This is a genomic window from Paenibacillus hamazuiensis (assembly GCF_023276405.1).
GTDB classification, from domain to species: domain Bacteria; phylum Bacillota; class Bacilli; order Paenibacillales; family NBRC-103111; genus Paenibacillus_AF; species Paenibacillus_AF hamazuiensis.
Genome location: NZ_JALRMO010000001.1, coordinates 5,528,002 through 5,548,254 on the forward strand (window position 1 = coordinate 5,528,002; position 20,253 = coordinate 5,548,254).

Below are 20,253 nucleotides of genomic sequence, written 5' to 3' on the forward strand. Positions count from 1 at the left end.
TCCGTTCCGCATGCACGCAAGGCACGTCCGCAAGCGGTTCTAACGCGACAAAAAAACGCAGCATGGCCGCGGTGCCGCGGTATGCTGCGTTTTTCTTTTTACTGCTGAGTGGTCGTCGTCGTTTTGTCCTGCTGCTTCGCGCCGCGGGACTTGCCGTCGCCGGGCTGTCCTTTGCGATCGACAAACTGGGTGATCTGCTCGGTCATGCTGTCCTTCAGCTTGCTGATCAGCTCTTCTTTGCTGATGCCTTTTTCCTGCGCGATTTCGGCGATCGATTTGCCGGCCGCAAGGCCCGTCTTCAGCTCATCCTGCGTGACGCCGAGAATCTCTTCGAGCGCTCCCGGCTTGCCGAAAAATCCGCCCGGTCCGTGTCCCTTAGGACCTCCCGGTCCACCCATGCCTTCCGCACGTTTGTTTTCGACCATTTGCTTCAGACGGTCCGCCAGGCCGGTTTTCATTTTATCGGCTTGCTCCTGCGTCAGTTTCCCTTCACTCACTGCGGTATCGATCGCCTTCGTTTCGGCAGCGGCGAGCTTTTGCACGAGATCGTCCTCGGTGATGCCTTTTTCCTGGGCGAGCTGGACCAGCGTTTTTCCGTCCTTCAAGGATGCTTTCAACGTCGCTTCATCGATCCCCAAAATCGTTGCCGCTTCCTGCATGAAGTTGATGCCGCCGCGGAAGCCCATGCGTCCGTCAGGACGCTGCGCCTTGTCCGCCTTGTAAGTCTGGTCCGATACGGACGTCGAAGCCGATGCGGAAGATGTGGATGTCGTGTCGGCGAAGGCCTGATTATGTACCACCGCTGCCCCTCCGATTAAAAAGCTTGCTGCGATCGTTCCTGCGATTATTTTTTTGCCGAACATCTTCATATCGTATTCCACCTTTTCTTGAGTAGTTTTGTCTTACACTTTGAAGTATAGGTCCGTTTCCTTAATTCACCATGAATATGCGCTGAGCGTTCCTTGAAGATTCGCTGAATGTTAGCTGAAAACAGGAAAATATAGTAAACTCGCGTTATAGCGCTTTTGGAAGAACGGATTTTGCATTGTTGAAAGGAGATCCGATATGAAACGCATCAATCCGCTTTATGTTGCCTTCGCCGGCTTATGTGCCGCGGGTTTTCTGGCGATCGGGCACAGCCTCTTTTCATCAAAAACCCCACAGCCTCCCGTCACGGCAGAAACTGAGAGCGCAGCGGCGGTGCCGACCGCAAGCCCGTCTCCCGGCAAAAGCATCAAAGATTTGGCCATGCGGTTCGGCGGCATCCCGCTCATCGACGCGCATAATCACGATGCCGGCGGCATGGGTTATCTTCGGATGGCGGGCAAATGGAAGGAGCTGTCGGTGGACCGGATTGTGCTGTTCGGGGACGTTTCGGAACCGAGTGCGGTCGATACGGATCAAAATGCAATGACGGCTTACAAAATGAACCCGCAGATGTTTATCCCGTTCTTTTCCGGATTCGACCTGCATGACCCGTCCAGCCTGGAGGTGGTCAAAGCCAATTTGGAAAGCGGTTTCTTCGGTCTGGGGGAAATTGCCGCCGCCTCGACGAATTCGCCGGTTTTGGCCAAAGTCAAATGGAAGGCCCAGCACCCGATGGACGGCTATTTGCCGCAAATTTACGACATCTGCTCCGAATACGGAGCACCCGTTCTTCTGCATATCGACCCGCCGGGCGGCATGCCGATCGTTCAGCTGGAAAAGGCGCTGGAAGCGCATCCGAACACCTCGTTTATCTTTGCTCATGCCAACGCCTATAATTCGCCGGACAATATCAGGCGTCTGCTGGAGAAACACCCGAATCTGTACGCCGATTTCTTCGCCGGCTTTACGTCTTTAAACAAGGATAGCGCAAACAAGCTGGAGGATTTCATCCCCGTGATGAAACAATTTCCCGACCGCTTTATGCTCAGCACCGACTCGGGGTTCGGGCTGGAAAGCGAGGAAGCGGCGATCGGAGCGATGTATCAGGTCGTCGATTTGTTGGAGGATAAGGAGCTGATCCGCAAAATTGCCCACGATAATCTGTTCGGGCTTATCGCACGCCAGCGCGCCACCGAGACGCAGATTGCCACATTGCGGGAGAAGCTCCCGAAAGACGGCCCTGCCGTCGACTGGAAAAACTTGACCAAATGGGAGGCAGGCCAGCTGCTGTACGGGAAATAAAAAAAGCCGACCCAAAGGGCCGGCACATACTGCTACCATTTCGTCATCGGGATGGAGATGGAAAACTCGGTCGTACCGTCCTCGCTTTTCACCTGAATCGTCCCTTTGTACTTTTTCACCAGCTCGTGCACGATGTGCAGGCCGAGGCCGGAGTTTTTGCCGTTATGCTTGGAAGTAAACCCTCGCTGGAACAGCTTCTGGCGCACGTCCTCGGGAATCGGATTGCCGTCGTTGGCGACCTTCAGCTGCAGCTGGTTGCCCACAATGTCGCCTTCCACCGTGACGAACCGGTGATCGGGATCGAGCTCCATCGAGGCGTCGAACGCGTTATCGATCAGATTGCTGAGCATTTTGACGATATCGGTCGCTTTCACGGCGCTCAGCTTCAGCTTGTCCATCTGCCCGAACACGTGCTCGAAGCTGATCTGCAGCCGTTCCGCCTGAGCGATTTTGGCTTGAAGGAGCGCGATGAGCGGCGGGTTGTTGATGTTCACCAAATCGTTGACGACGCGAATTTCGCCGACCAGCGCCTCCGTGTACGCCTGCAGCTCATCGTAATGCTTCATGGTCAAAAAGCCGTGAATCGTCTGCAGATGATTGATGAAGTCGTGACGCTGCTCGCGAATCGATTGGAACAGCGTTTCGATATTCCCTGCATAGGTTTCCTGCACCTCCTGAACGGCCTCTTCCTTTTTCCGTTGGGTTAGCATGAACATGACGCCCATCAGCGCAAGGCTCAGGCAGGTGCACACGAACATGAAAAACAACGTTTGGTTGAGCTGCTCGCTCAGCTTTTCCTGGATGGGGTCCGCATGGATGGAAATTTCGATGAGCGGAGGAGCTCCCGCCGGATTGTACTTCAAATAGTCGGCGCGGATCGGCGTAAAGCTTTTCAGGATTTCTTTTCCGTCCGAGGTGGCCACATAATATACCGACGTATCCGAATCGATTGCGAGCTGTGCGTACTTTTTCTCCTCGGCATCCCGGTATTTGTAATCCCCGAACAGCACGAGCCTTTCCGAAAAAAAGCTGTCCGGAGTCGGGTTAACCGACGGAATTTTCTTCTCCAGCAGCGTGTTCGCGTTCAGCACGGAGATTTCCAGCCCCATCGATTCGTTATCTTTCTTCAGCCTTTGAATGGTGGCGTCAATGCCGGCCATTTTCTGGTACTGGCGCAAACTCGTATCGTGCACGAACGGGTTGATCAAATACCCCGTCGTGCCGTCGTAATAATATCCCCATTTATCGATGCTGGCCGGATTGGACGAGGACGTATTGAACGGTTCGGACCAATAATGGGGCAGCGCCTGCCCGATCCCGACATGAACGTTCTCACCGTTAAAAAGCTGCTTGAACGCATCGTACGTCACATCCCATCCTCTCGCGTTGACGCCGACGTCCTTCGGGTCGGAGGACCTTACGCCGATGATGTCGTCCTGTTGTTTTTCGAATAACGTGATATGATCGACGCCGAGCTGTTCGCTTAATTCCACGAGCTCCTCGTTACTCACCTTGCCGATGTCCGGATTCAGCTTGAATTTGGCGGCTACGGCCGCCGTCCGCAAATTTTTGCCGATCTGCTCCTCGACAAACAGCTCACCCGCCGAGGTTTGCTCGATATTCGCGAGCAGGCTGCTGTACAGCAGCTGTATTTTTTCTTTTTGACTGTCCAAAATCAAGTCCTTGGTATGATGATAATATGCCAAATTAAGCGCTGCCAGCACAATCAGAAACAACAGAGTTGTTTTCAGAGGGATTTTTCTCAAGAAAGACAATGACATCACCTCGGATGATCAGATAGGCTTCGGCCCATTCTAATAAGCCCTAGAAGTAGATTATAGCGTTTTTTGCCGCATCTTGTCGAATGTTATGAGAGATTTCCAAATAGTTTGGAAAAAACAAAAAAGGTGCACTAAACCGGAGCCGGACCCCTTCTTTAGCACACCTTGTTTATTAGCTTTATGTCGGACCGTGCCGGTCAGCGGGCTTCCCGCTGCCTGCTTTTTTGCCCCTTCACCAGGTGACGAAGCTGGTCCACGGTTCGGACGCCCAAATTGTGCAGCGCCAGATTGACGTCCATATCGACGCCCGCGAGCAGCCACATGCTCGAGTTCGGAACAAGCGATTTGCGGAAATCGTAAAACAGTACCGAGTTGTAGTAGCGCAGCACCGTCAAAAATTCGACCGTTGGCGGCACATAGTCGCGGATTTCCGATACTTTCCAAAAAAATTCCCGGACATAGATGCCGTCCATCGCGGTCCGGTTCAATTTTCTGACCATAGAGAAAAATTCGTTGATGAGATCTTGTTTTTCCAAACGAATCGAATGCATCGCTGCAACCTCCTGTAAATGCCGAACGATTGCCTTAATCCAAGTTAAAGCCAGGCAAAAAGTTTGTCGAACCGTGTCGTTATCTATTATTTTACTAACAATTCGCCGGCAATAACACTAAAATTTATTTAAAAAATAAATCAACGAGGTTAAGCCAACGTGCTCGTAGAAGCCCCAGGAGCTTCACTGCAGCCATCCCAGCACAAGCTCGCGCCGCTGCTCGTCCTCCAGGGCGGCGGCACGATCCCGTGGAGAGACGCCCTGAGCGTTGGGCGCTGCGGGATCCGCCCCTGCGCCGATCAGCAGACGGATTACTTCCCTGCAATTCTCCAGATTTTCCGGTATCACGCTGCCGGCCCTATCTACGGCGTAGGCGAGCGGGGTATTGCCCTCCTTGTCCTTGCCGTCGGCGGGGGCGCCGAGTCGAATCATCATGGCGATCAGCTCCGGGGAGCCGCCGCCCTTAGCGCTGCGGTGCAGCGCGGTTCTGCCCTCGCTGTCCGCAAGCTTCACATCGGCGCCGTGATCGAGGAGCAGTCGGACGACAGGCTCGGACATTTCGCCAAATTCGCTTGCAACGAGCAGCGGTGTCGTTCCGTCGGCGTCGACGACGTTGACTTTCGCCCCGGCTGCGAGCAGCAGAGCGACGGTTTCCGCCGTCTCCTTACGATAATTCGTAAACATCGGCAAAGCGGCGGCGCGGAGCGGCGTATAGCCTCCCAGCACCTGTGCATTAGGGTCTGCGCCTTTTTGCAGCATGGCGCGGACAAGCTCCGGCATTCCCTTACCGGCAATACGCATAAGTGCCGTATCTCCTCTTACGCCCGCCGCGTTCACATTGGCTCCGGCATCCAGTAAAACCGGGATATAAGCCGGAGATCGCTCTGCTAAAAAAAGAAGCGGCGTATAGCCGGATTTATCATCGCGTACCTCCAGATTGACCTTCCTGTCCGCAAACAACTGCAGCAGCTCCGCCATGTGCGGCTTATCGGCGTATTGGAACATCGTTTTCGCGACCTCGAGAAAAAGCCGATCCCTCTCTTCCCCGCTGTAGGAATCGATAAGCCGCGCAGCCGGCTCAAGCCGCTCCCCGCTCGCCAGCTCCATCAGCACCTTCGCCTGCTGCTGCCAATCCGCGCGATCCGGCAGCTTCGGGTCGACGATCGACAGCTTCCGCTCCTGCTCGTCATAAAATACTTGCCCGCCGAGCGTCTCCACCACAAACCGCGCCGGCAAATAGACATGACCATCGTAATTCAGCACGCGATATTCGTCGCCCAGCCGCTTGGCTTCCCCGTTCACACTCACCCGCAGCGGAACCAGCAGCGCCTCTACGACATCATCCGCATAAACGGCCGTACATGCGGAAAGCAGCACTCCGCAGACAAAACCCAGCATCACTTTTTTCAATCGAATCATCCCGCTTCCCACAAATTTGTAATTATTATGTTTAGACGCAGGTATTGGAAATTAGTTCCCGCAGGTGAAATGGATTAGCTGCGGCAAATTTGCTAAAATAAAACATGGCGATATTTTAATCAGCGCTTGACAAACGAATGTCTTTTAGATAATAATTATAACTAAATTAGAATTATTATAGTTTAGCAAAGGACATATGAATCCTGAGCTGGCTATTGATAATATCTTAAACCACTCTAAGGAGGAAATTTAATCATGTCCCTGATTGGAACTGAAGTAAAACCGTTCAAAGCATCCGCTTTCCACAATGGCAAGTTCATCGATGTTACCGAAGCTGACTTTAAAGGCAAATGGAGCGTCGTTTGCTTCTATCCGGCAGACTTTACGTTCGTTTGCCCGACCGAGCTCGAAGATCTGCAAAACCAATACGAGACCCTCAAGGGACTTGGCGTTGAAGTTTACTCCGTTTCGACGGACACCCATTTTACACATAAAGCATGGCATGACAGCTCCGAAACGATCGGAAAAATCACTTACATCATGATCGGCGATCCTTCCCACACGATCTCCCGCAACTTTGACGTGCTGATCGAAGCCGACGGCCTTGCCGACCGCGGTACGTTTATCATCGATCCGGACGGCGTTATCCAAGCCATCGAAATTAATGCAGGCGGTATCGGACGCGATGCCAGCATCTTGGTTAACAAGATCAAAGCGGCTCAATACGTCCGCAACAACCCGGGTGAAGTTTGCCCTGCTAAATGGCAGGAAGGCGCTGCAACCCTTAAACCGAGCCTTGATCTCGTAGGCAAAATTTAAGGAGCGTTGGCCATGGCACTGGACGCGGATATAAAAGCACAATTAACCCAATATCTTGGGCTCATGGAAGGCGATGTGCTGCTGAAGGTCAGTGCCGGTTCCGATGCCGTATCTCAAGACATGCTGGCTTTGATTGATGAATTAGCCAGCATGTCTCCTTATATAAAGGTGGAGAAAACGCAATTGCCCAGAACGCCGAGTTTCAGCGTAAATCGTATGGGCGAGGACACCGGAGTCACTTTTGCAGGCATTCCTTTGGGCCACGAATTTACTTCATTGGTGCTGGCTCTGCTGCAGGTTAGCGGAAGACCTCCGAAGGTTGAGCAGAACATCATTGATCAAATCAAGAGCATTCGCGGCGAATATCATTTCGAATCTTTCATCAGCCTGAGCTGCCACAATTGTCCGGATGTGGTGCAGGCGCTGAACCTGATGAGCATTCTCAATCCGGGCATCACGCATACGATGATCGACGGTGCGGCGTTCAAAGAGGAAGCCGAAAGCAGGAACGTCATGGCCGTGCCGACCGTTTTCTTAAACGGCGAGATGTTCGGAAGCGGCCGTATGTCGGTGGAAGAAATTCTCGCCAAGCTCGGCAATGGTCCGGACGCATCGGAATTTGCGAATAAAGAACCGTACGATGTGCTTGTTGTCGGGGGCGGACCGGCCGGCGCGAGCGCAGCGATTTATGCGGCGCGCAAAGGCATCCGCACGGGCATTGTGGCCGAGCGTTTCGGCGGTCAAGTCATGGATACCTTGGGCATTGAGAACTTTATCAGCGTAAAATATACCGAAGGCCCCAAGCTCGTTGCGAGCCTGGAAGAGCACGTCAAAGAGTACGGCATCGATGTGATGAAGCAGCAGCGCGCCAAACGTTTGGAAAAGAAAGATTTCGTCGAAATCGAACTTGAAAACGGCGCTGTTCTGAAAAGCAAAACCGTCATTATTTCGACGGGCGCCCGTTGGCGCAATATTGGCGTCCCCGGCGAAGCCGAGTTCAAAAACAAAGGCGTTGCCTACTGCCCTCATTGCGACGGTCCTTTGTTTACAGGAAAAGACGTAGCGGTGATCGGCGGCGGCAACTCCGGCATCGAAGCGGCGATCGACCTGGCCGGCATTGTGAAGCATGTGACCGTTCTGGAGTTCATGCCGGAACTGAAAGCCGATGCCGTACTGCAGAAGCGGCTTTACAGCCTGCCTAACGTAACCGTCTTAAAGAACGTGCAAACCAAGGAAATTACCGGAACCGACAAGGTGAACGGGATCACTTATATAGAACGCGATTCGGGGGCCGAACAGCATATCGAATTGCAGGGCGTGTTTGTGCAGATCGGTCTTGTCCCCAACACCGATTGGCTCGGCGACACGGTGGAACGCACCCGCTTCGGCGAAATCGTCGTCGACCGGCACGGCGCCACGAGCGTACCGGGAGTTTTTGCCGCAGGAGATTGCACCAACAGTCCGTATAAGCAGATCATCATCTCCATGGGATCGGGTGCCACTGCAGCTTTGGGCGCATTCGATTATTTAATCCGCAATTAATCCCATTTTAAAAAAAGCCCGGAACTTGAGGTTCCGGGTTTTGCTTTTGCCTCTCTTTTTTTCCGGCTGACGAAAAATCTCCCGCTCCGCATGGCACCAGGCCATACCGACATCCCCCGGTTGAATATTGTAATGGAATAACTGATTGCATATTCTGAAACCAGGGGGGGACCGGCTTGTACACCAAAGCCCATGTCGGCAAGCTGACGCGCCGTTTCGGCATCATTCCGTTAAAATTCCGCTGGCGGCCTTCCGTTTATCAAAAAAAAGCGGTCATCCGGATACAAACGAAAACAAGGTCCTATGCATTGAAACCTTATTATCGAAGTCCGTTAATCCCGTCGGGCACGATTCAACAAATGAAAGAAGCCGCCGGCCGCATCCAATATTTAATACGCCGCGGCTACGGCCATATGCCTCGCTGGCTCTACGCGGATAACGGCAAATTGTGGGTTATTTATAAAGGGAAACCTTTTTACATGACGGAATGGATTCGCGGCCGGGGGCTGCGGGAAGCTGCGGACTATGAACAATTGGGACGGGTTACCGCCGCGATTCACCAGCCTTCGAACGATTTGCCGGGCATTCATGAATCCGATTTCTTTACCCTGAAGCAGGTCGCCGTATGGATGGCGCAGGACTCCCGTTTTCTTGGCGATAAGGATGGAGCCACGCGAAAAAGCGCAGCGTACCGGAGATGGTTCAGAACATACGAAGCCGACTGCCGGAGCCTGTCCGAAAGGACGTGGGCCGAAATGAAGGATCCGGAAATTGCGGCTTTGCTGGAGCAAGAAATCTCACGTCCGGCGTTGATCCATGGCGACATCACTTCCAGCAACGTCATTATTGCGGAGGACGGCCGGCTGTACATCATCGATTGGGATCGCGTCAGGCTCGGCTCCGTCTATGCAGAGCTGGCGAAAGCTCTGGCGAATACAACCCAATTCCGCCCGGAATTCATCCGATCTTTCTTGCAAGGATATGAGGAAGCGAGGCCGCTGGAACGGGCTGAAAGAAGGCTGATCGCCTCGCTCTTCCGCCTGCCCCGCGAAGCCTGGACGGCAGCCCGCTTTCCCAACCGAAAGGGGAGCGGCGAATTGATCGGCAAAATGGTCGAAACGTGGCCGGACCGGCTCAAAGCGGCAGCGTTTCTCGATGAATGGGCTGCTCAGTAGCCCGGTGACAGGCCCCTGGGCACGATAAAGCCCGGAACCATCCCGTTCCGGGCTCGCCCAGTCTATTGCTCCGCTTTCTCGAGCTGCTCCTCCTTTTCCCAGCTGACGAAAAAATCTTCCCACGCCACATGGCACCAGCCGCGAACCACCTCCACAATGATGCCTCTCGCGCCGTCCAGCACTACCAGGTCCCCGATTTCGAACAAACCGATTCACCCCAGTCTAAAGACGATTCCGTGCCCGCCTTTCGGGTATTCCCATTTAATATTTTGATGAGGACAGCCGATGCGGCAGCTTCCGCATTCATGGCAGCCCTCGTACCCGACGTGCATGCGGATGTCCTCCCATTTGTACACTTCCGCAGGGCAAAAGATCGTGCATATTTTATCGGGACATTTGGTTAGGCAGATGTCGGCGTCGAGGACGGTCAGATGGGATTTCGTATCGGCGTTAAAGCGCAGCAAATATTGCTTCTCTTCGATCGTTTGGGCTTTAGGAGCTTCGCTCATCACTTCATCACCTTCCAGGCCCGGTACATATCCCGAACGATTTTGGCCTTGTCCTTGAAGGATCCCAGATCATCCCAAATTTTTTTCTGCTTCTCGCGTTTGGAGGAGCCGTCGACCGTGAACATTTGGCTGGCCGCACGGTTCATCATCGGAATGTATTGATCGAAATATTGCGGGAACTTATCGAAATGATGCGTGGCATCCTTGTATTTCACCAAATCTTTGCCGACGAAGCTCTCCATCAGCCGGATGCGGTATTGATCCAGCACCGCTTCGGAAAAATCGCCGAGCTGCTTTGCCATGACGACCGTCTCCGCCGCCAAGCGGCCCGACGTCATCGCCATGTTGGAGCCTTCGCGGTGTATGGCGTTGACGAGCTGCGCGGCGTCGCCGACGACGAGCACGCCGCTGCCGACGACCTTCGGCATCGAATAATAGCCGCCCTCGGGGATCAGGTGGGCCAAATATTCCTGCGGCTCGCCGCCCTGCAGGTAGGGGCGGACCATCGGGTGATTTTTCACATATTCCAGCAGCTCGTAAGGCTTGATCTTATGTTTGATCAAGCCGGACAGCAGAGTGCCGACGCCGATGCTGAGCGTGTCTTTGTTCGTGTACAGGAAGCCGGTGCCGAGGATGCCCTTGGTCGCATCGCCGAACAGCTCGATCGTGCAGCCCTGATCGCCTTCCAGTCCGAACCGGTCCTCGATGACTTTGCGGTCGAGCTTCACGATCTCCATCGTTGCCAGCGCCACCTCGTCGGGCTTGAACTCCTTGTGAAAGCCGAGCGATTTGGCGAGCAGCGAATTCACTCCGTCCGCCAGCACGACTACGTCGGCATACAGGTCGCCGTCCGGACGGTCGGTGCGGACGCCGACGACGCGGCCGTTCTCCACGATGCATTCGAGCGCCACCGTTTCGCAGACGAGCAGCGCTCCCTGCTCGACGGCTTTCTGCGCGAACCATTGGTCGAATTTGGCGCGCAGCACCGTAAAATTGTTGTACGGCTCCTGCGCCCACTCCAGCCCTTTGTAGCCGATAGTGACCGCCGACTCCTTATCGAGCATCATGAAGCGCTGCTCGACGATGTGCCGCTCGAGCGGCGCCTCCTTGTAAAACTCCGGGATGACGTCCTCCATCATTTTGCGGTACAGAACGCCGCCCATCACGTTTTTCGAGCCCGGGTATTCCCCGCGTTCGAGCAGCAGCACGTTCACTCCCGCCTTGCCCAGCTCATAAGCGCAAGCGATGCCGGCCGGGCCGGCTCCGACGACGATACAATCGAATTTTTCAGGCATGCTGCACGTCTTCCTTTCCGAGCGCCTTTTTGAACTGCTCGATCATCAGCGGTACGATTTCAAACGCGTCTCCGACGATTCCATAGTGGCACGACTGAAAAATCGGCGCAGCCGGGTCCTTGTTGATCGCTATGATCAGCCCGGAATTTTGCATGCCGACGATATGCTGGATGGCGCCGGAGATGCCGATCGCGAAGTAAATCTTCGGCGTCACGGTCACCCCGGTCTGGCCGACCTGATGGTGATGGCCGATCCAGCCGGCCTCGACCACGTCCCGGCTTGCGCCGACCGCGGCTCCGAGCACTCCGGCCAGCTGATGGAGGAGCTGGAAGCCGGCCGCACTGCCGAGCCCTTTGCCGCCGGCGACGATCACGTCCGCCTCGTCGATGCGCACGCGCGGCGCGGTGGAGCGGACGATGTCCAGCACCTTCGTGCGCACATCCTCTTCGCGCAGCGGAATAGCCTCCGGGATAAGCTTTCCTTGGCGGCCCGGCTCGGGTGCCAGAGATTTCATCACCTTCGGCCGGACCGTCGCCATTTGCGGCCGGTACTTTTTGCACAGAATCGTCGCCATGATGTTGCCGCCGAACGCCGGACGACTCGCGAGCAGCAGCCCGGTGTCCTCCTCGACGTCGAGGATCGTCGTATCGGCGGTCAGTCCCGTCGGCAGGTCGGTCGCCACCGCGCTGGCCAAATCTTTGCCTGTCGAGGTTGCGCCGAACAGCACGATCTCCGGCTTGTATTTTTCGATGCAGGCAAACAGCGCCTTCATGTACGTCTCCGTACGGTAATGCTTGTATATGGGAGCGTCGTAAGCGTACACCGTATCGGCTCCGTATTCGAATGCCGTACCTGCAAGCGCAGTGACACCGTCACCGATCAGCACGCCGGCAAGCTCGGTTTTCCGCTTATCGGCAAGACGCCTGCCGGCTCCAAGCAATTCCAGGGAAACCGGCGCAATCCGCCCGTCCTTCGCCTCCAAAAACACCCACACGCCGCGGTAATCGCTAAAATCGCCGCTCATCCCGCACCTCCCCGCGCCTCGAACAGCTCCTTCTTCTCCAGCACGACGCCGAGCAGCTGCTTCACCTGCTCGGCGGGGCTGCCGGCGAACATTTGTCCGCCCTTCGGCTTCTCCGGCGCCCAGACGGACGATACGATGGTAGGCGAGCCCTTGAGGCCAAGCTGGGAGCGGTCGACATCGTCCAGATCGGCGACCGACCATATATGCGGCTGGTAGCGAGCCGCCTTCAGCACGTTCGGCAGCGGCGAATACGGAACCTCGTTGATTTCCTTTTCCACGGAAAAAAGGCACGGCAGCGTCGAGCGGACGACCTCATAACCGTCCTCCAGCTTGCGATGGACGACCGCGTAGCCCTCCTCCCGGTTCACCTCGACGACCTTGTTCACCGACGTGAGCGGCGGGATGTCCAGCCTGCGCGCGATGCCCGGCCCTACCTGGCCCGTATCTCCGTCAATCGTCATTTTGCCGCAAATGATCAGGTCGACGGGCAGGATGCCGCCGATTTTTTGAAGCGCTTTCGTAAGCGCATAGCTGGTCGCCAGCGTATCCGCACCGGCGAAGGCGCGGTCCGAGATCATGTATCCTTCGTCCGCACCGATTTCGATGCATTTCTTGATCGCCTTGACGGCAGGCGGCGGGCCCATCGTAAGCACGGACACCGTGCCTCCGTACCTTTTCTTCAGCCGGACGGCCTCTTCCACCGCATGCGCGTCGTAAGGATTCAAAATCGCCGGCGCGCTCGACCGGTCCATCGTGTTCGTTTTCGGGTTCATCTTGATGATCTTCGTATCCGGTACCTGCTTGATGCAGGCCACAATATGAAGCATCCGCAGCACCTCTTCGCATGGTCAAATATACTCGAATACTTATGTATATAAAACCTGCGCGCATAAAATGCCTAAACGGCGGGCAGCTTCACCGTAAATACGGTTCCGTCGCCCGGCTTGCTGTCCAGCCCGATCGTGCCGCGGTGAATTTCAACGATTTTTTTCACGATGGCAAGGCCGAGGCCGCTTCCTTCCCGGGAAGCGTCGCGCGATTTGTCCGCTTTGTAAAACCGGTCGAACACATGCTCGATATCCTCCGGCGGAATGCCGATGCCCGTGTCCCGCACCTGCACTTCGGCAAAGCCGCCGCCCTGCGAAACCCGAACCGATATGCATCCGCCTTCGGGCGTAAACTTAATGCTGTTTTGCAGCAGGTTGACCCATACCTGGTACAGCTGGTCTTTATCCGCGACGATTTTCGTCTTCGGCAAATCGAGCTCGAGCGCGAGCCGCTTCTGCTCCAGCAGCGGGGTGCTCGTCAGTAACGCCATGCGCAGCTGCTCGGCCAAATCAAAACGCACAGGCTTAAACGGATGATGCTCGGACTCGAGCGAAGCGAGCCGCAGCAAATTTTCCACCAGCCGCGACAGCCGGTCACATTCCTCCTGAATGATGCCGAGGCAGCGGTCCTTATCCTCGCCTTCGACAAGCCCTTCGCGGATCGCCTTGGAAAATCCCCGAATCGAGGTGAGCGGGGTTTGGATTTCGTGGGACACGTTGGCGACGAAATCCTGCCGCATCTGCTCGAGCTGCCGCAGCTCCTCGGCCATATGGTTGAAGCTGTCGGCCAGAAAGCCGATCTCGTCCTTGCGCTTCAGCTTGACCTGCACGTTGAAGTCGCCGGTGGCAAGCTTGCGCGTCGCCTCGGTCAGCTTGGTCAGCGGACGCACCAAATAACGGGAAGCGATCAGGATCATAAGGCCGCCCAGCGCGAGAGTATTCAGAAGCACGCTCATGACCATTTTGTCGATCTGCTGCTTCTGCCCTTTGAAGTTAAGCTGGATGATCATCGCGCGGTTCTCCCCGTTCATTTGAAAAGGCAGGCCGATAAGCAGATTGCCGGGATCGTCCGGTTTTTTCTTCGGCCGTTGGTACGTCTCTCCTTTCAAAACGGAGGAAAGCTCGTCCGGAGTGATCTCGTCCTCCCGGTTCGAATCCGGCACGTTGCCGTACCGGCGCAGCTCTCCCTTGTCGTTGTATACGGTGATGATGAAATGCTGCAAGGTCGCGAACCGTTCGATGTAGGAATCGGGATTTTTCACATTCGTTTCCTTCATCAATTGAATCGCGTAATACCCGGCGATCAGCATGTCTCCTTCCGGCTGCGGCGGAGCGTCCCTCTGAATGAGCAGCCCCGAAATGAAAAAGGAAAGCACGGCGCTCAGCACGACGACGATAATGAAAATGCCGACCGTCCGGACGTACAGCGATCTAATCATGGCAAACCTCGAGCCGGTATCCGAGCCCCCGCACGGTCGTGATTTTGACCGAATCGGTTTTTCTCGCCAGCCTTTCCCGCAGCCGCTTGATATGCACGTCGACGGTGCGCTCGTCCCCCTCGTAGTCGGGCCCCCATATTTGCTCGATCAGCTGCTCTCTGGTGAAAATATGACCGGCATAACTCGCCAGCCGGAACAGCAGTTCGAACTCCTTGAGCGGCAGCGCAAAACGTTCGCTTCCGAGCGTCACATCGTACGTGCTCCGGTTCATGTACAGATCGGCGACCATGACCGTTTGGGCCGAAGCGATCTTGTACCGCTTCAGCAGCGCTTTGACCCGCAGAACCAGCTCCTGCGGATCGAACGGCTTGACCAAATAGTCGTCGGCCCCGAGCTGAAGGCCTTTGATTTTATGCGCCTGCTCTCCCTTGGCCGTCACCACCAGCACAGGAAAGTCGTACTTTCTCTTTAGTTCCCTGCACAAATCCCAGCCGTCCAGCTGAGGCATCATAATGTCCAAAATGACAAGATCGATCGGCTCTTTTTCCATAATGGACAGAGCTTCCTCTCCGTTAGCCGCCTCGACGACGGAGTACATCTGGTTTTTCAAATAAATCCGGATCAGCTCGCGAATGTTTCGGTCGTCATCGACGACCAGAATTTTCGCCATGGTTTCTTCCTCCTCCACCGATATTTCCCATCCATCTATATATCGAACAAAATTGAAATAAAGCTGAACTTTTACTTAAAAAAAATGCGTTTGTCTTCAGCTTAAGCTGAAGCAAACGCATCGCTTGATCGAATCACCGCCGTTTGATCGTCCACCGAAGACGGTTTACCGTCTATCCGCTCGATTTGTCTATTTCCCGATGACGACAATGGAAACGGTCTTGCCGCCATACTTGGCTGTAATCGACGCGGTGCCTTTACCATAGACGGTAATAAGTCCATCCTTGACGTCAGCTACCTTATCGTTCGTGCTCTTCCATGCAGCCTGAGAATTCACTTCGGCTTCGCTGCCGTCCTTGTAGGTTGCGGTCAGCTTCACCTGCTTCGTGTCATTAACGCTCAGCGTCAGCTTTTTGTCGCTCGCCTTCAAATATTTCAGCTCGTCCACCGTCACCTGCAGGAAGGCCCGCTTGCCGCCGTACTTGGCCGAGACCGTCGCTTTGCCGTATTGAACCCCGGATACAGTGCCCTGGTTCACGTCCACCGTCGTGTAATTGGACGATGTCCATTCCGCCGCGCTCGTCACGTCTTTGGTGGTGCCGTCAGCGAACGTAGCCGTCAACGTCAGCGTTTCTTCGCTTCCCGATTTGAGATACACGATGCGTTTATTAAACGCAAGCTTCTGTGCAACTTCAACCTCCACCGGCACGGTGACGGATTTGCCGCCGTACGAAGCCGTGATTGTCGCTTTGCCGCTGCCGTAAGCTGTGACCATGCCGAGGGTTACATCGGCCACCTTGTCGTTGTTCGTTTTCCACTGCGCCTTCTCGGTGACATCTTCCGACTCGAGGCTGGAATTCATCGCCGTCACCACGAGCTGGAACTGGCCGTTCTTTTCCAAAACAAGCAGTTTCGTATTCGCGGACAGCTTGCTTGCCATATCGACTTCCACTTCAACGGTTTCCGAACGGTCTCCGTAACGGGCCGTAATGGTCGCCTTGCCGCTGCCGTAAGCTTTGATAGTGCCGCTCGTAACTTTGGCGATCTTGTCCGACGAGGTGCCCCATTCAGCCTCATCCGTTACGTTTTTCTGCTTGCCGTCCTTAAAGGCGGCTGTCAGCGTAACGGTGGCCGATTGCCCCTCCTGCAGCACCAGCTTGCTTTCGCTTATGGTAAGACCGGAAACTTCGCCGACCGTTACCGTGACGGTCGCGGTTTTATCGCCGTATTTGGCGGTAATTGTCGCGGAGCCTCTGTCCAGCGCACTGATCAAACCTTTTTTCACATCCGCAACCGAAGCTGCCTTGGAGGACCATTCCGCTTTCTGCGTCACGTCTTCGGTCGTACCGTCGGGGTAAGTGACCGTTACGGTCACCTGCTCGGTATCCCCGGCCTGCAGATTCAGCTTCGTCTTGCTGGCCGCAATCGTCGTCGCTTGGTCGACTTCGACCTGAACCGCAGCCGTTCTGGAGCCGTACGCCGCCGTTACGACGGCCTTGCCCGACTTGTAGCCCGTGACCTTGCCTTTGCTGGCAAGAGCGATATCTTCATTGTCCACGCTCCAGGCCGCCTTGTCGGTCACGTCCGCGGTCGTACCGTCCGCATACAGTGCGGTCACCGTCAACTGCTCGGTTCCTCCGGCACGCAGGTCGAGCGACGTTTTGCTTACGGTCAGCTTGCGCGGGGTAGCCACATCGACCGTCACGGTAACGGTCTTGTCTCCGTATTTGGCGGTAACGACCGCCTGGCCCATTTTATTGCCCGTGATCTGGCCCTTGTTTACGGAAGCGACATTGCCGTTGTCCGTCGACCAGTCCGCTTTGCCCGTTACATCCTCCGCCGTTCCGTCCTCGAAGGTCGCGGTCAGCTTCAGCTGCTTCGAGCCGTTTTCCTTCAAGTACACATCCGTCGCATCGAGCTCCAGCTTGCGCGCAAGCTCCACGACAACGGTCGCTACCGCCGATTTCTCGCCGTATTTGGCCGTCACGGTGGCTTGACCGCTGCCATAAGTCGTAATTTTGCCGTTCGTGACGGAAGCGACGTCTTCTTGATCGACGGACCATTCGGCCTCAGCCGTCACGTCCTGCTTGCTTCCGTCGGCCAAAATCGCCGTGAGGGTAAGCTGCTCCGACTGCCCGCTGCGCAAGCTCACGCTTTTTTTGTTCAAGGTCAAGCTGCGCGCCACATCGACATCGACGACCGCCTGCACCGACGCCGTGCCGAATTTCGCCGTGATCGTCGCTTCGCCCGCTTTGTAGGCGGTGACCGTGCCTTTGTTCGCATAGGCGACCGCTTCGTTGTCGGAAGTCCAGGATGCCCGCTGGGTCACATCCTCCTTCGTTCCGTCGGCGTACGTCGCCGTCAGCTTGATTTTCGCGGTATTCCCCGTTTTCAGTTGAATCGAAGTCACGTCCATCTCCAGCTTGCGCGGCGTTTCCACATCGACGTTGATCGTCGTCGACTTGCCACCGTAGCTGGCGGTGACGGTCGCTTTGCCGCTGGAGTAACCGGTCACCTTGCCTTCATCCACACCGGCCACGTCTTCGTTGTCCGACGACCATGTAGCCTTAGCGGTTACATCGTCCGACGTACCGTCGGCATACACCGCTGTCAGCTTGATTTGCTGGGAGTCGTTCGTCCGCAAAAACAAGTCCGACTGATCCGCGTCAAGCCGCTTCGCCACATCGACGCTGACGACGATGGAAGCGGTTTTGCTGCCGTATTGCGCCGTAATCGTCGCTTCACCCGTTCCATAAGCGGTAATGAGGCCTTTAAACGCGTCGGCGATGTTTTCCTTATTGGACGACCATTCGGCTTTGTCGGCGATGTCCTCGTAGTCCCCGTTGTCGAACAAAGCCATCAGCTTGATTTGCTGCGTCCCTCCGACCTTCAGGATGAGATCGGTCTTATCCGGATCGAGGCGCCGCACCGGATCGACCTCAACCGCCACGGTGACGACCTGGCTGCCGTATTTGGCCGTAACCGTCGCCGTACCGCTGCTTACGCCGGTAATGAGGCCGTCGCTCACCGTCGCGACGCCGTCGTTCGACGTCGACCAATCCGCCTTGCTCGTCACGTTGGCGGTCGTCCCGTCCGTATACGTGGCCATCAGCGTGATCTGATCCGACGCGCCGGCGCGGAGCGAGCTCGCCGTTTTATTTTTCGTCAGGCTGCGCACTTTCTTGTCGACGGTCACATTGACCACTACCGTTTTGCCGGAATAGGTCGCCGTAATAATCGCCGTGCCTTCGGCTTTGGCGGTGATCACTCCCGCGTACGCCCCCGCCACGGTCGGAGTACTCGACTGCCAGTCCGTCTTGATCGTTACATTCTCCGTCGCGCCGCTCACATAAATGGCGGTCGCGCTGAGCTGATACGTATCGCCGATTTCCAGCGACAGGTCATTTTTCGACAGCACCAGACGGGAAATTTCATCGGCCGCCCAAGCTTGTCCGCACAAGCCGAAGAGCATCGCGATAATGGTAACGACGCTTCCCCATCTGCGATATAATCTGTTTTTCAAAAAGCGCACTCCTTCCTGTTCGTTCAAGATCATAAACTGTATGTACATGAATAAAAATACCAAAGTTGTATGAACTCTATATGAACTGAACATGAACAGGAAGCGACGAAACCGGGCGGGAAACGGCAGGCAATACGCTCTTGGAGACTGGCTTCCGCCCGAAGAAGAGCCGCCGTTTGTTCACACGGACAATGGCTCCGTTATTTTTTCGCGAATAAACGTTAGCGACGACCGATCGGACATACGTTCCGTTATTTGAGCTTGCACGAACCGTTTTGCGCACAATTTCGGCCGATAGCGGATTCTCTGTCCGCGAGATCAGGATAACCGGCCGGCCAGAACAAATAACGGATCCTATGTCCTCAGCAGCATTTGCGTAAACGCCGGAGCTGCGTGCATCACTTTAGGGAATTCAAATGCTCGAGCGTTGAGGAGCATAATCAAGCCGGACTCTCCTGCTCCATTTCACGCAGCAGCCGGTGGTCGGCCTTTCTGCGTTTCCTCGACTTTGCCTGGGCCCGCAGCGTTTGTATCGACAAGACGATGCCGCTCACGGTTAAAAAGATCAGTCCGATCGCGGTCAGATCGGCCAATATCTTTACGTTGGTCCCGCCGACCCTGCCCTCGTGCAGCCCTTTAATCATGCCGTACAGGCTGGAGACGGCTTTTGCGCCAACTCCCGCTCCTTCGCCGTTTTGACGCGCAGCCGGGGCTGCGCTACCCTCGGCGGCCGCGGATGGCGAGCCTGCCGCGAACTGTGAACTCTGCGCCTGTCCTTCCGCTTGGCCCTGCGTTTGTCCGGACGAACCGTTCGCGGACAAAGCGGCTCCGCCCGGCGCGGCCTGCGACTGAACCGCCATCTGCGGACGCATGCCTCCGCCTTCTCCTTTTCCGGCTCCGACGAGCCACGGCTCCGATAAAATAAGCCCGGTCACCGATTCGACCAAAATAAATACCGAGCAGATGAAACCAATCCATAAATGCAGCTGTCTGTTCTTTTTCATTGTGTATGCCTCCCAGTGTTGTTTGGATAATGTCATTATGCTGCATCATCCTGAATTGAACTTGACGATGGGCTGAAATGTCGCTGAACGGCGGGCTCAGGTACGTTCAGCGTTCATTCAGGGAGCTTTAAGAATGAAGAAGCCGCCCCAGCGGGACGGCTTCATTTTTTAGATGGCGGCTCTTTTCTTCGGCGCACTTCGGGCCTTCTCCTGCGAAAGCTGACGGATCAGCTCCAGCAGCTGCGGGCGCAAATCGCTGCGCGTCAGGCCCATTTCGAGGATCGCTTTGACGCAGCCGAACTTGTCGCCCACATCGTAACGCTCTCCCCGCATGTCCAGCGCCATCAACCCTTCGGCCCGGCAGGCGATGCGCAGGGCGTCGGTCAGCTGGTACTCGCCTCCCGTTCCCCGCTCCATCGTCTCCAGCACGGTGAGAATCGACGGCTTCAGGATGTACCGCCCCATGATCGCGACGTTCGAAGGCGCCTCGACAGGACGTCTTTTGTT

Annotated in this window: 18 protein-coding genes; 4 read left to right on the forward strand and 14 right to left on the reverse strand. The window is 55.6% G+C overall.

The features are described 5' to 3' along the window. Nucleotides 1-98: 98 nt before the first annotated feature. The gene (locus tag MYS68_RS24080) at nt 99-869 is read right to left on the reverse strand and encodes a hypothetical protein (RefSeq protein WP_248928276.1); all 771 of its coding nucleotides are present in this window, start codon (nt 867-869) and stop codon (nt 99-101) included. A gap of 196 nt (nt 870-1,065) precedes the next feature. On the opposite strand from MYS68_RS24080, the gene MYS68_RS24085 reads away from it, so the two are divergent. Next, the gene (locus tag MYS68_RS24085; protein WP_248928277.1) at nt 1,066-2,169 is read left to right on the forward strand and encodes an amidohydrolase family protein; all 1,104 of its coding nucleotides are present in this window, start codon (nt 1,066-1,068) and stop codon (nt 2,167-2,169) included. A 32-nt stretch (nt 2,170-2,201) separates the two neighbouring features. Here the strand turns inward: MYS68_RS24085 and MYS68_RS24090 are convergent, their stop codons facing one another. The 3 genes from MYS68_RS24090 to MYS68_RS24100 form a co-directional block, all read right to left on the reverse strand. Then, nucleotides 2,202-3,935, reverse strand: a complete 1,734-nt coding sequence (locus MYS68_RS24090) for a sensor histidine kinase (RefSeq protein WP_248928278.1) — start codon at nt 3,933-3,935, stop codon at nt 2,202-2,204. Between the two features lie 212 nt (nt 3,936-4,147). After that, nucleotides 4,148-4,501: a hypothetical protein gene (locus tag MYS68_RS24095; RefSeq protein ID WP_248928279.1), complete on the reverse strand. Its 354-nt coding sequence runs from the start codon at nt 4,499-4,501 to the stop codon at nt 4,148-4,150. A 183-nt stretch (nt 4,502-4,684) separates the two neighbouring features. Continuing rightward, on the reverse strand, nt 4,685-5,920 hold the full coding sequence (locus MYS68_RS24100) for an ankyrin repeat domain-containing protein (protein WP_248928280.1): 1,236 nt from the start codon (nt 5,918-5,920) through the stop codon (nt 4,685-4,687). Nucleotides 5,921-6,175: 255 nt separating this feature from the next. On the opposite strand from MYS68_RS24100, the gene ahpC reads away from it, so the two are divergent. The 3 genes from ahpC to MYS68_RS24115 all read left to right on the forward strand — a co-directional run bounded on the left by ahpC (nt 6,176) and on the right by MYS68_RS24115 (nt 9,456). Then, nucleotides 6,176-6,739: an alkyl hydroperoxide reductase subunit C gene (gene ahpC / locus MYS68_RS24105; protein WP_248928281.1), complete on the forward strand. Its 564-nt coding sequence runs from the start codon at nt 6,176-6,178 to the stop codon at nt 6,737-6,739. Between the two features lie 12 nt (nt 6,740-6,751). Further along, a complete protein-coding gene (ahpF, locus tag MYS68_RS24110; RefSeq protein WP_248928282.1) occupies nt 6,752-8,281 on the forward strand; it encodes an alkyl hydroperoxide reductase subunit F in 1,530 nt (509 codons plus the stop codon). A gap of 176 nt (nt 8,282-8,457) precedes the next feature. Next, the gene (locus MYS68_RS24115; RefSeq protein ID WP_248928283.1) at nt 8,458-9,456 is read left to right on the forward strand and encodes an aminoglycoside phosphotransferase family protein; all 999 of its coding nucleotides are present in this window, start codon (nt 8,458-8,460) and stop codon (nt 9,454-9,456) included. A gap of 62 nt (nt 9,457-9,518) precedes the next feature. On the opposite strand, the gene MYS68_RS24120 is transcribed toward MYS68_RS24115, so the two are convergent. From MYS68_RS24120 to MYS68_RS24165, 10 genes are all read right to left on the reverse strand, one after another. Beyond that, nucleotides 9,519-9,662 carry a hypothetical protein gene (locus MYS68_RS24120; RefSeq protein ID WP_248928284.1) on the reverse strand — a complete coding sequence of 48 codons (144 nt, stop codon included), beginning with the start codon at nt 9,660-9,662 and terminating at the stop codon, nt 9,519-9,521. 6 nt (nt 9,663-9,668) lie between these two features. Next, nucleotides 9,669-9,965: a ferredoxin family protein gene (locus MYS68_RS24125; protein WP_248928285.1), complete on the reverse strand. Its 297-nt coding sequence runs from the start codon at nt 9,963-9,965 to the stop codon at nt 9,669-9,671. Further along, nucleotides 9,965-11,260, reverse strand: coding sequence for an FAD-dependent oxidoreductase (locus MYS68_RS24130; RefSeq protein ID WP_248928286.1), 1,296 nt, complete (start codon nt 11,258-11,260; stop codon nt 9,965-9,967). Before MYS68_RS24130 ends, MYS68_RS24125 begins: the two co-directional genes overlap by 1 nt. After that, nucleotides 11,253-12,284 (reverse strand): electron transfer flavoprotein subunit alpha/FixB family protein, encoded by a 1,032-nt coding sequence (locus MYS68_RS24135; protein ID WP_248928287.1) that lies wholly within the window; start codon nt 12,282-12,284, stop codon nt 11,253-11,255. The genes MYS68_RS24130 and MYS68_RS24135 overlap by 8 nt, the downstream gene beginning before the upstream one ends. Continuing rightward, nucleotides 12,281-13,111, reverse strand: coding sequence for an electron transfer flavoprotein subunit beta/FixA family protein (locus MYS68_RS24140; RefSeq protein WP_248928288.1), 831 nt, complete (start codon nt 13,109-13,111; stop codon nt 12,281-12,283). Before MYS68_RS24140 ends, MYS68_RS24135 begins: the two co-directional genes overlap by 4 nt. 71 nt (nt 13,112-13,182) lie before the next feature. After that, the gene (locus MYS68_RS24145; RefSeq protein WP_248928289.1) at nt 13,183-14,550 is read right to left on the reverse strand and encodes a HAMP domain-containing sensor histidine kinase; all 1,368 of its coding nucleotides are present in this window, start codon (nt 14,548-14,550) and stop codon (nt 13,183-13,185) included. Further along, nucleotides 14,543-15,220: a response regulator transcription factor gene (locus MYS68_RS24150; RefSeq protein WP_248928290.1), complete on the reverse strand. Its 678-nt coding sequence runs from the start codon at nt 15,218-15,220 to the stop codon at nt 14,543-14,545. Before MYS68_RS24150 ends, MYS68_RS24145 begins: the two co-directional genes overlap by 8 nt. A gap of 189 nt (nt 15,221-15,409) precedes the next feature. Then, a complete protein-coding gene (locus MYS68_RS24155; RefSeq protein ID WP_248928291.1) occupies nt 15,410-18,742 on the reverse strand; it encodes an Ig-like domain-containing protein in 3,333 nt (1,110 codons plus the stop codon). 440 nt (nt 18,743-19,182) lie between these two features. Further along, nucleotides 19,183-19,746, reverse strand: coding sequence for a PepSY-associated TM helix domain-containing protein (locus MYS68_RS24160; RefSeq protein WP_248928292.1), 564 nt, complete (start codon nt 19,744-19,746; stop codon nt 19,183-19,185). Nucleotides 19,747-19,914: 168 nt separating this feature from the next. Next, on the reverse strand, nt 19,915-20,211 hold the full coding sequence (locus MYS68_RS24165) for a hypothetical protein (protein ID WP_248928293.1): 297 nt from the start codon (nt 20,209-20,211) through the stop codon (nt 19,915-19,917). Nucleotides 20,212-20,253: the final 42 nt, after the last annotated feature.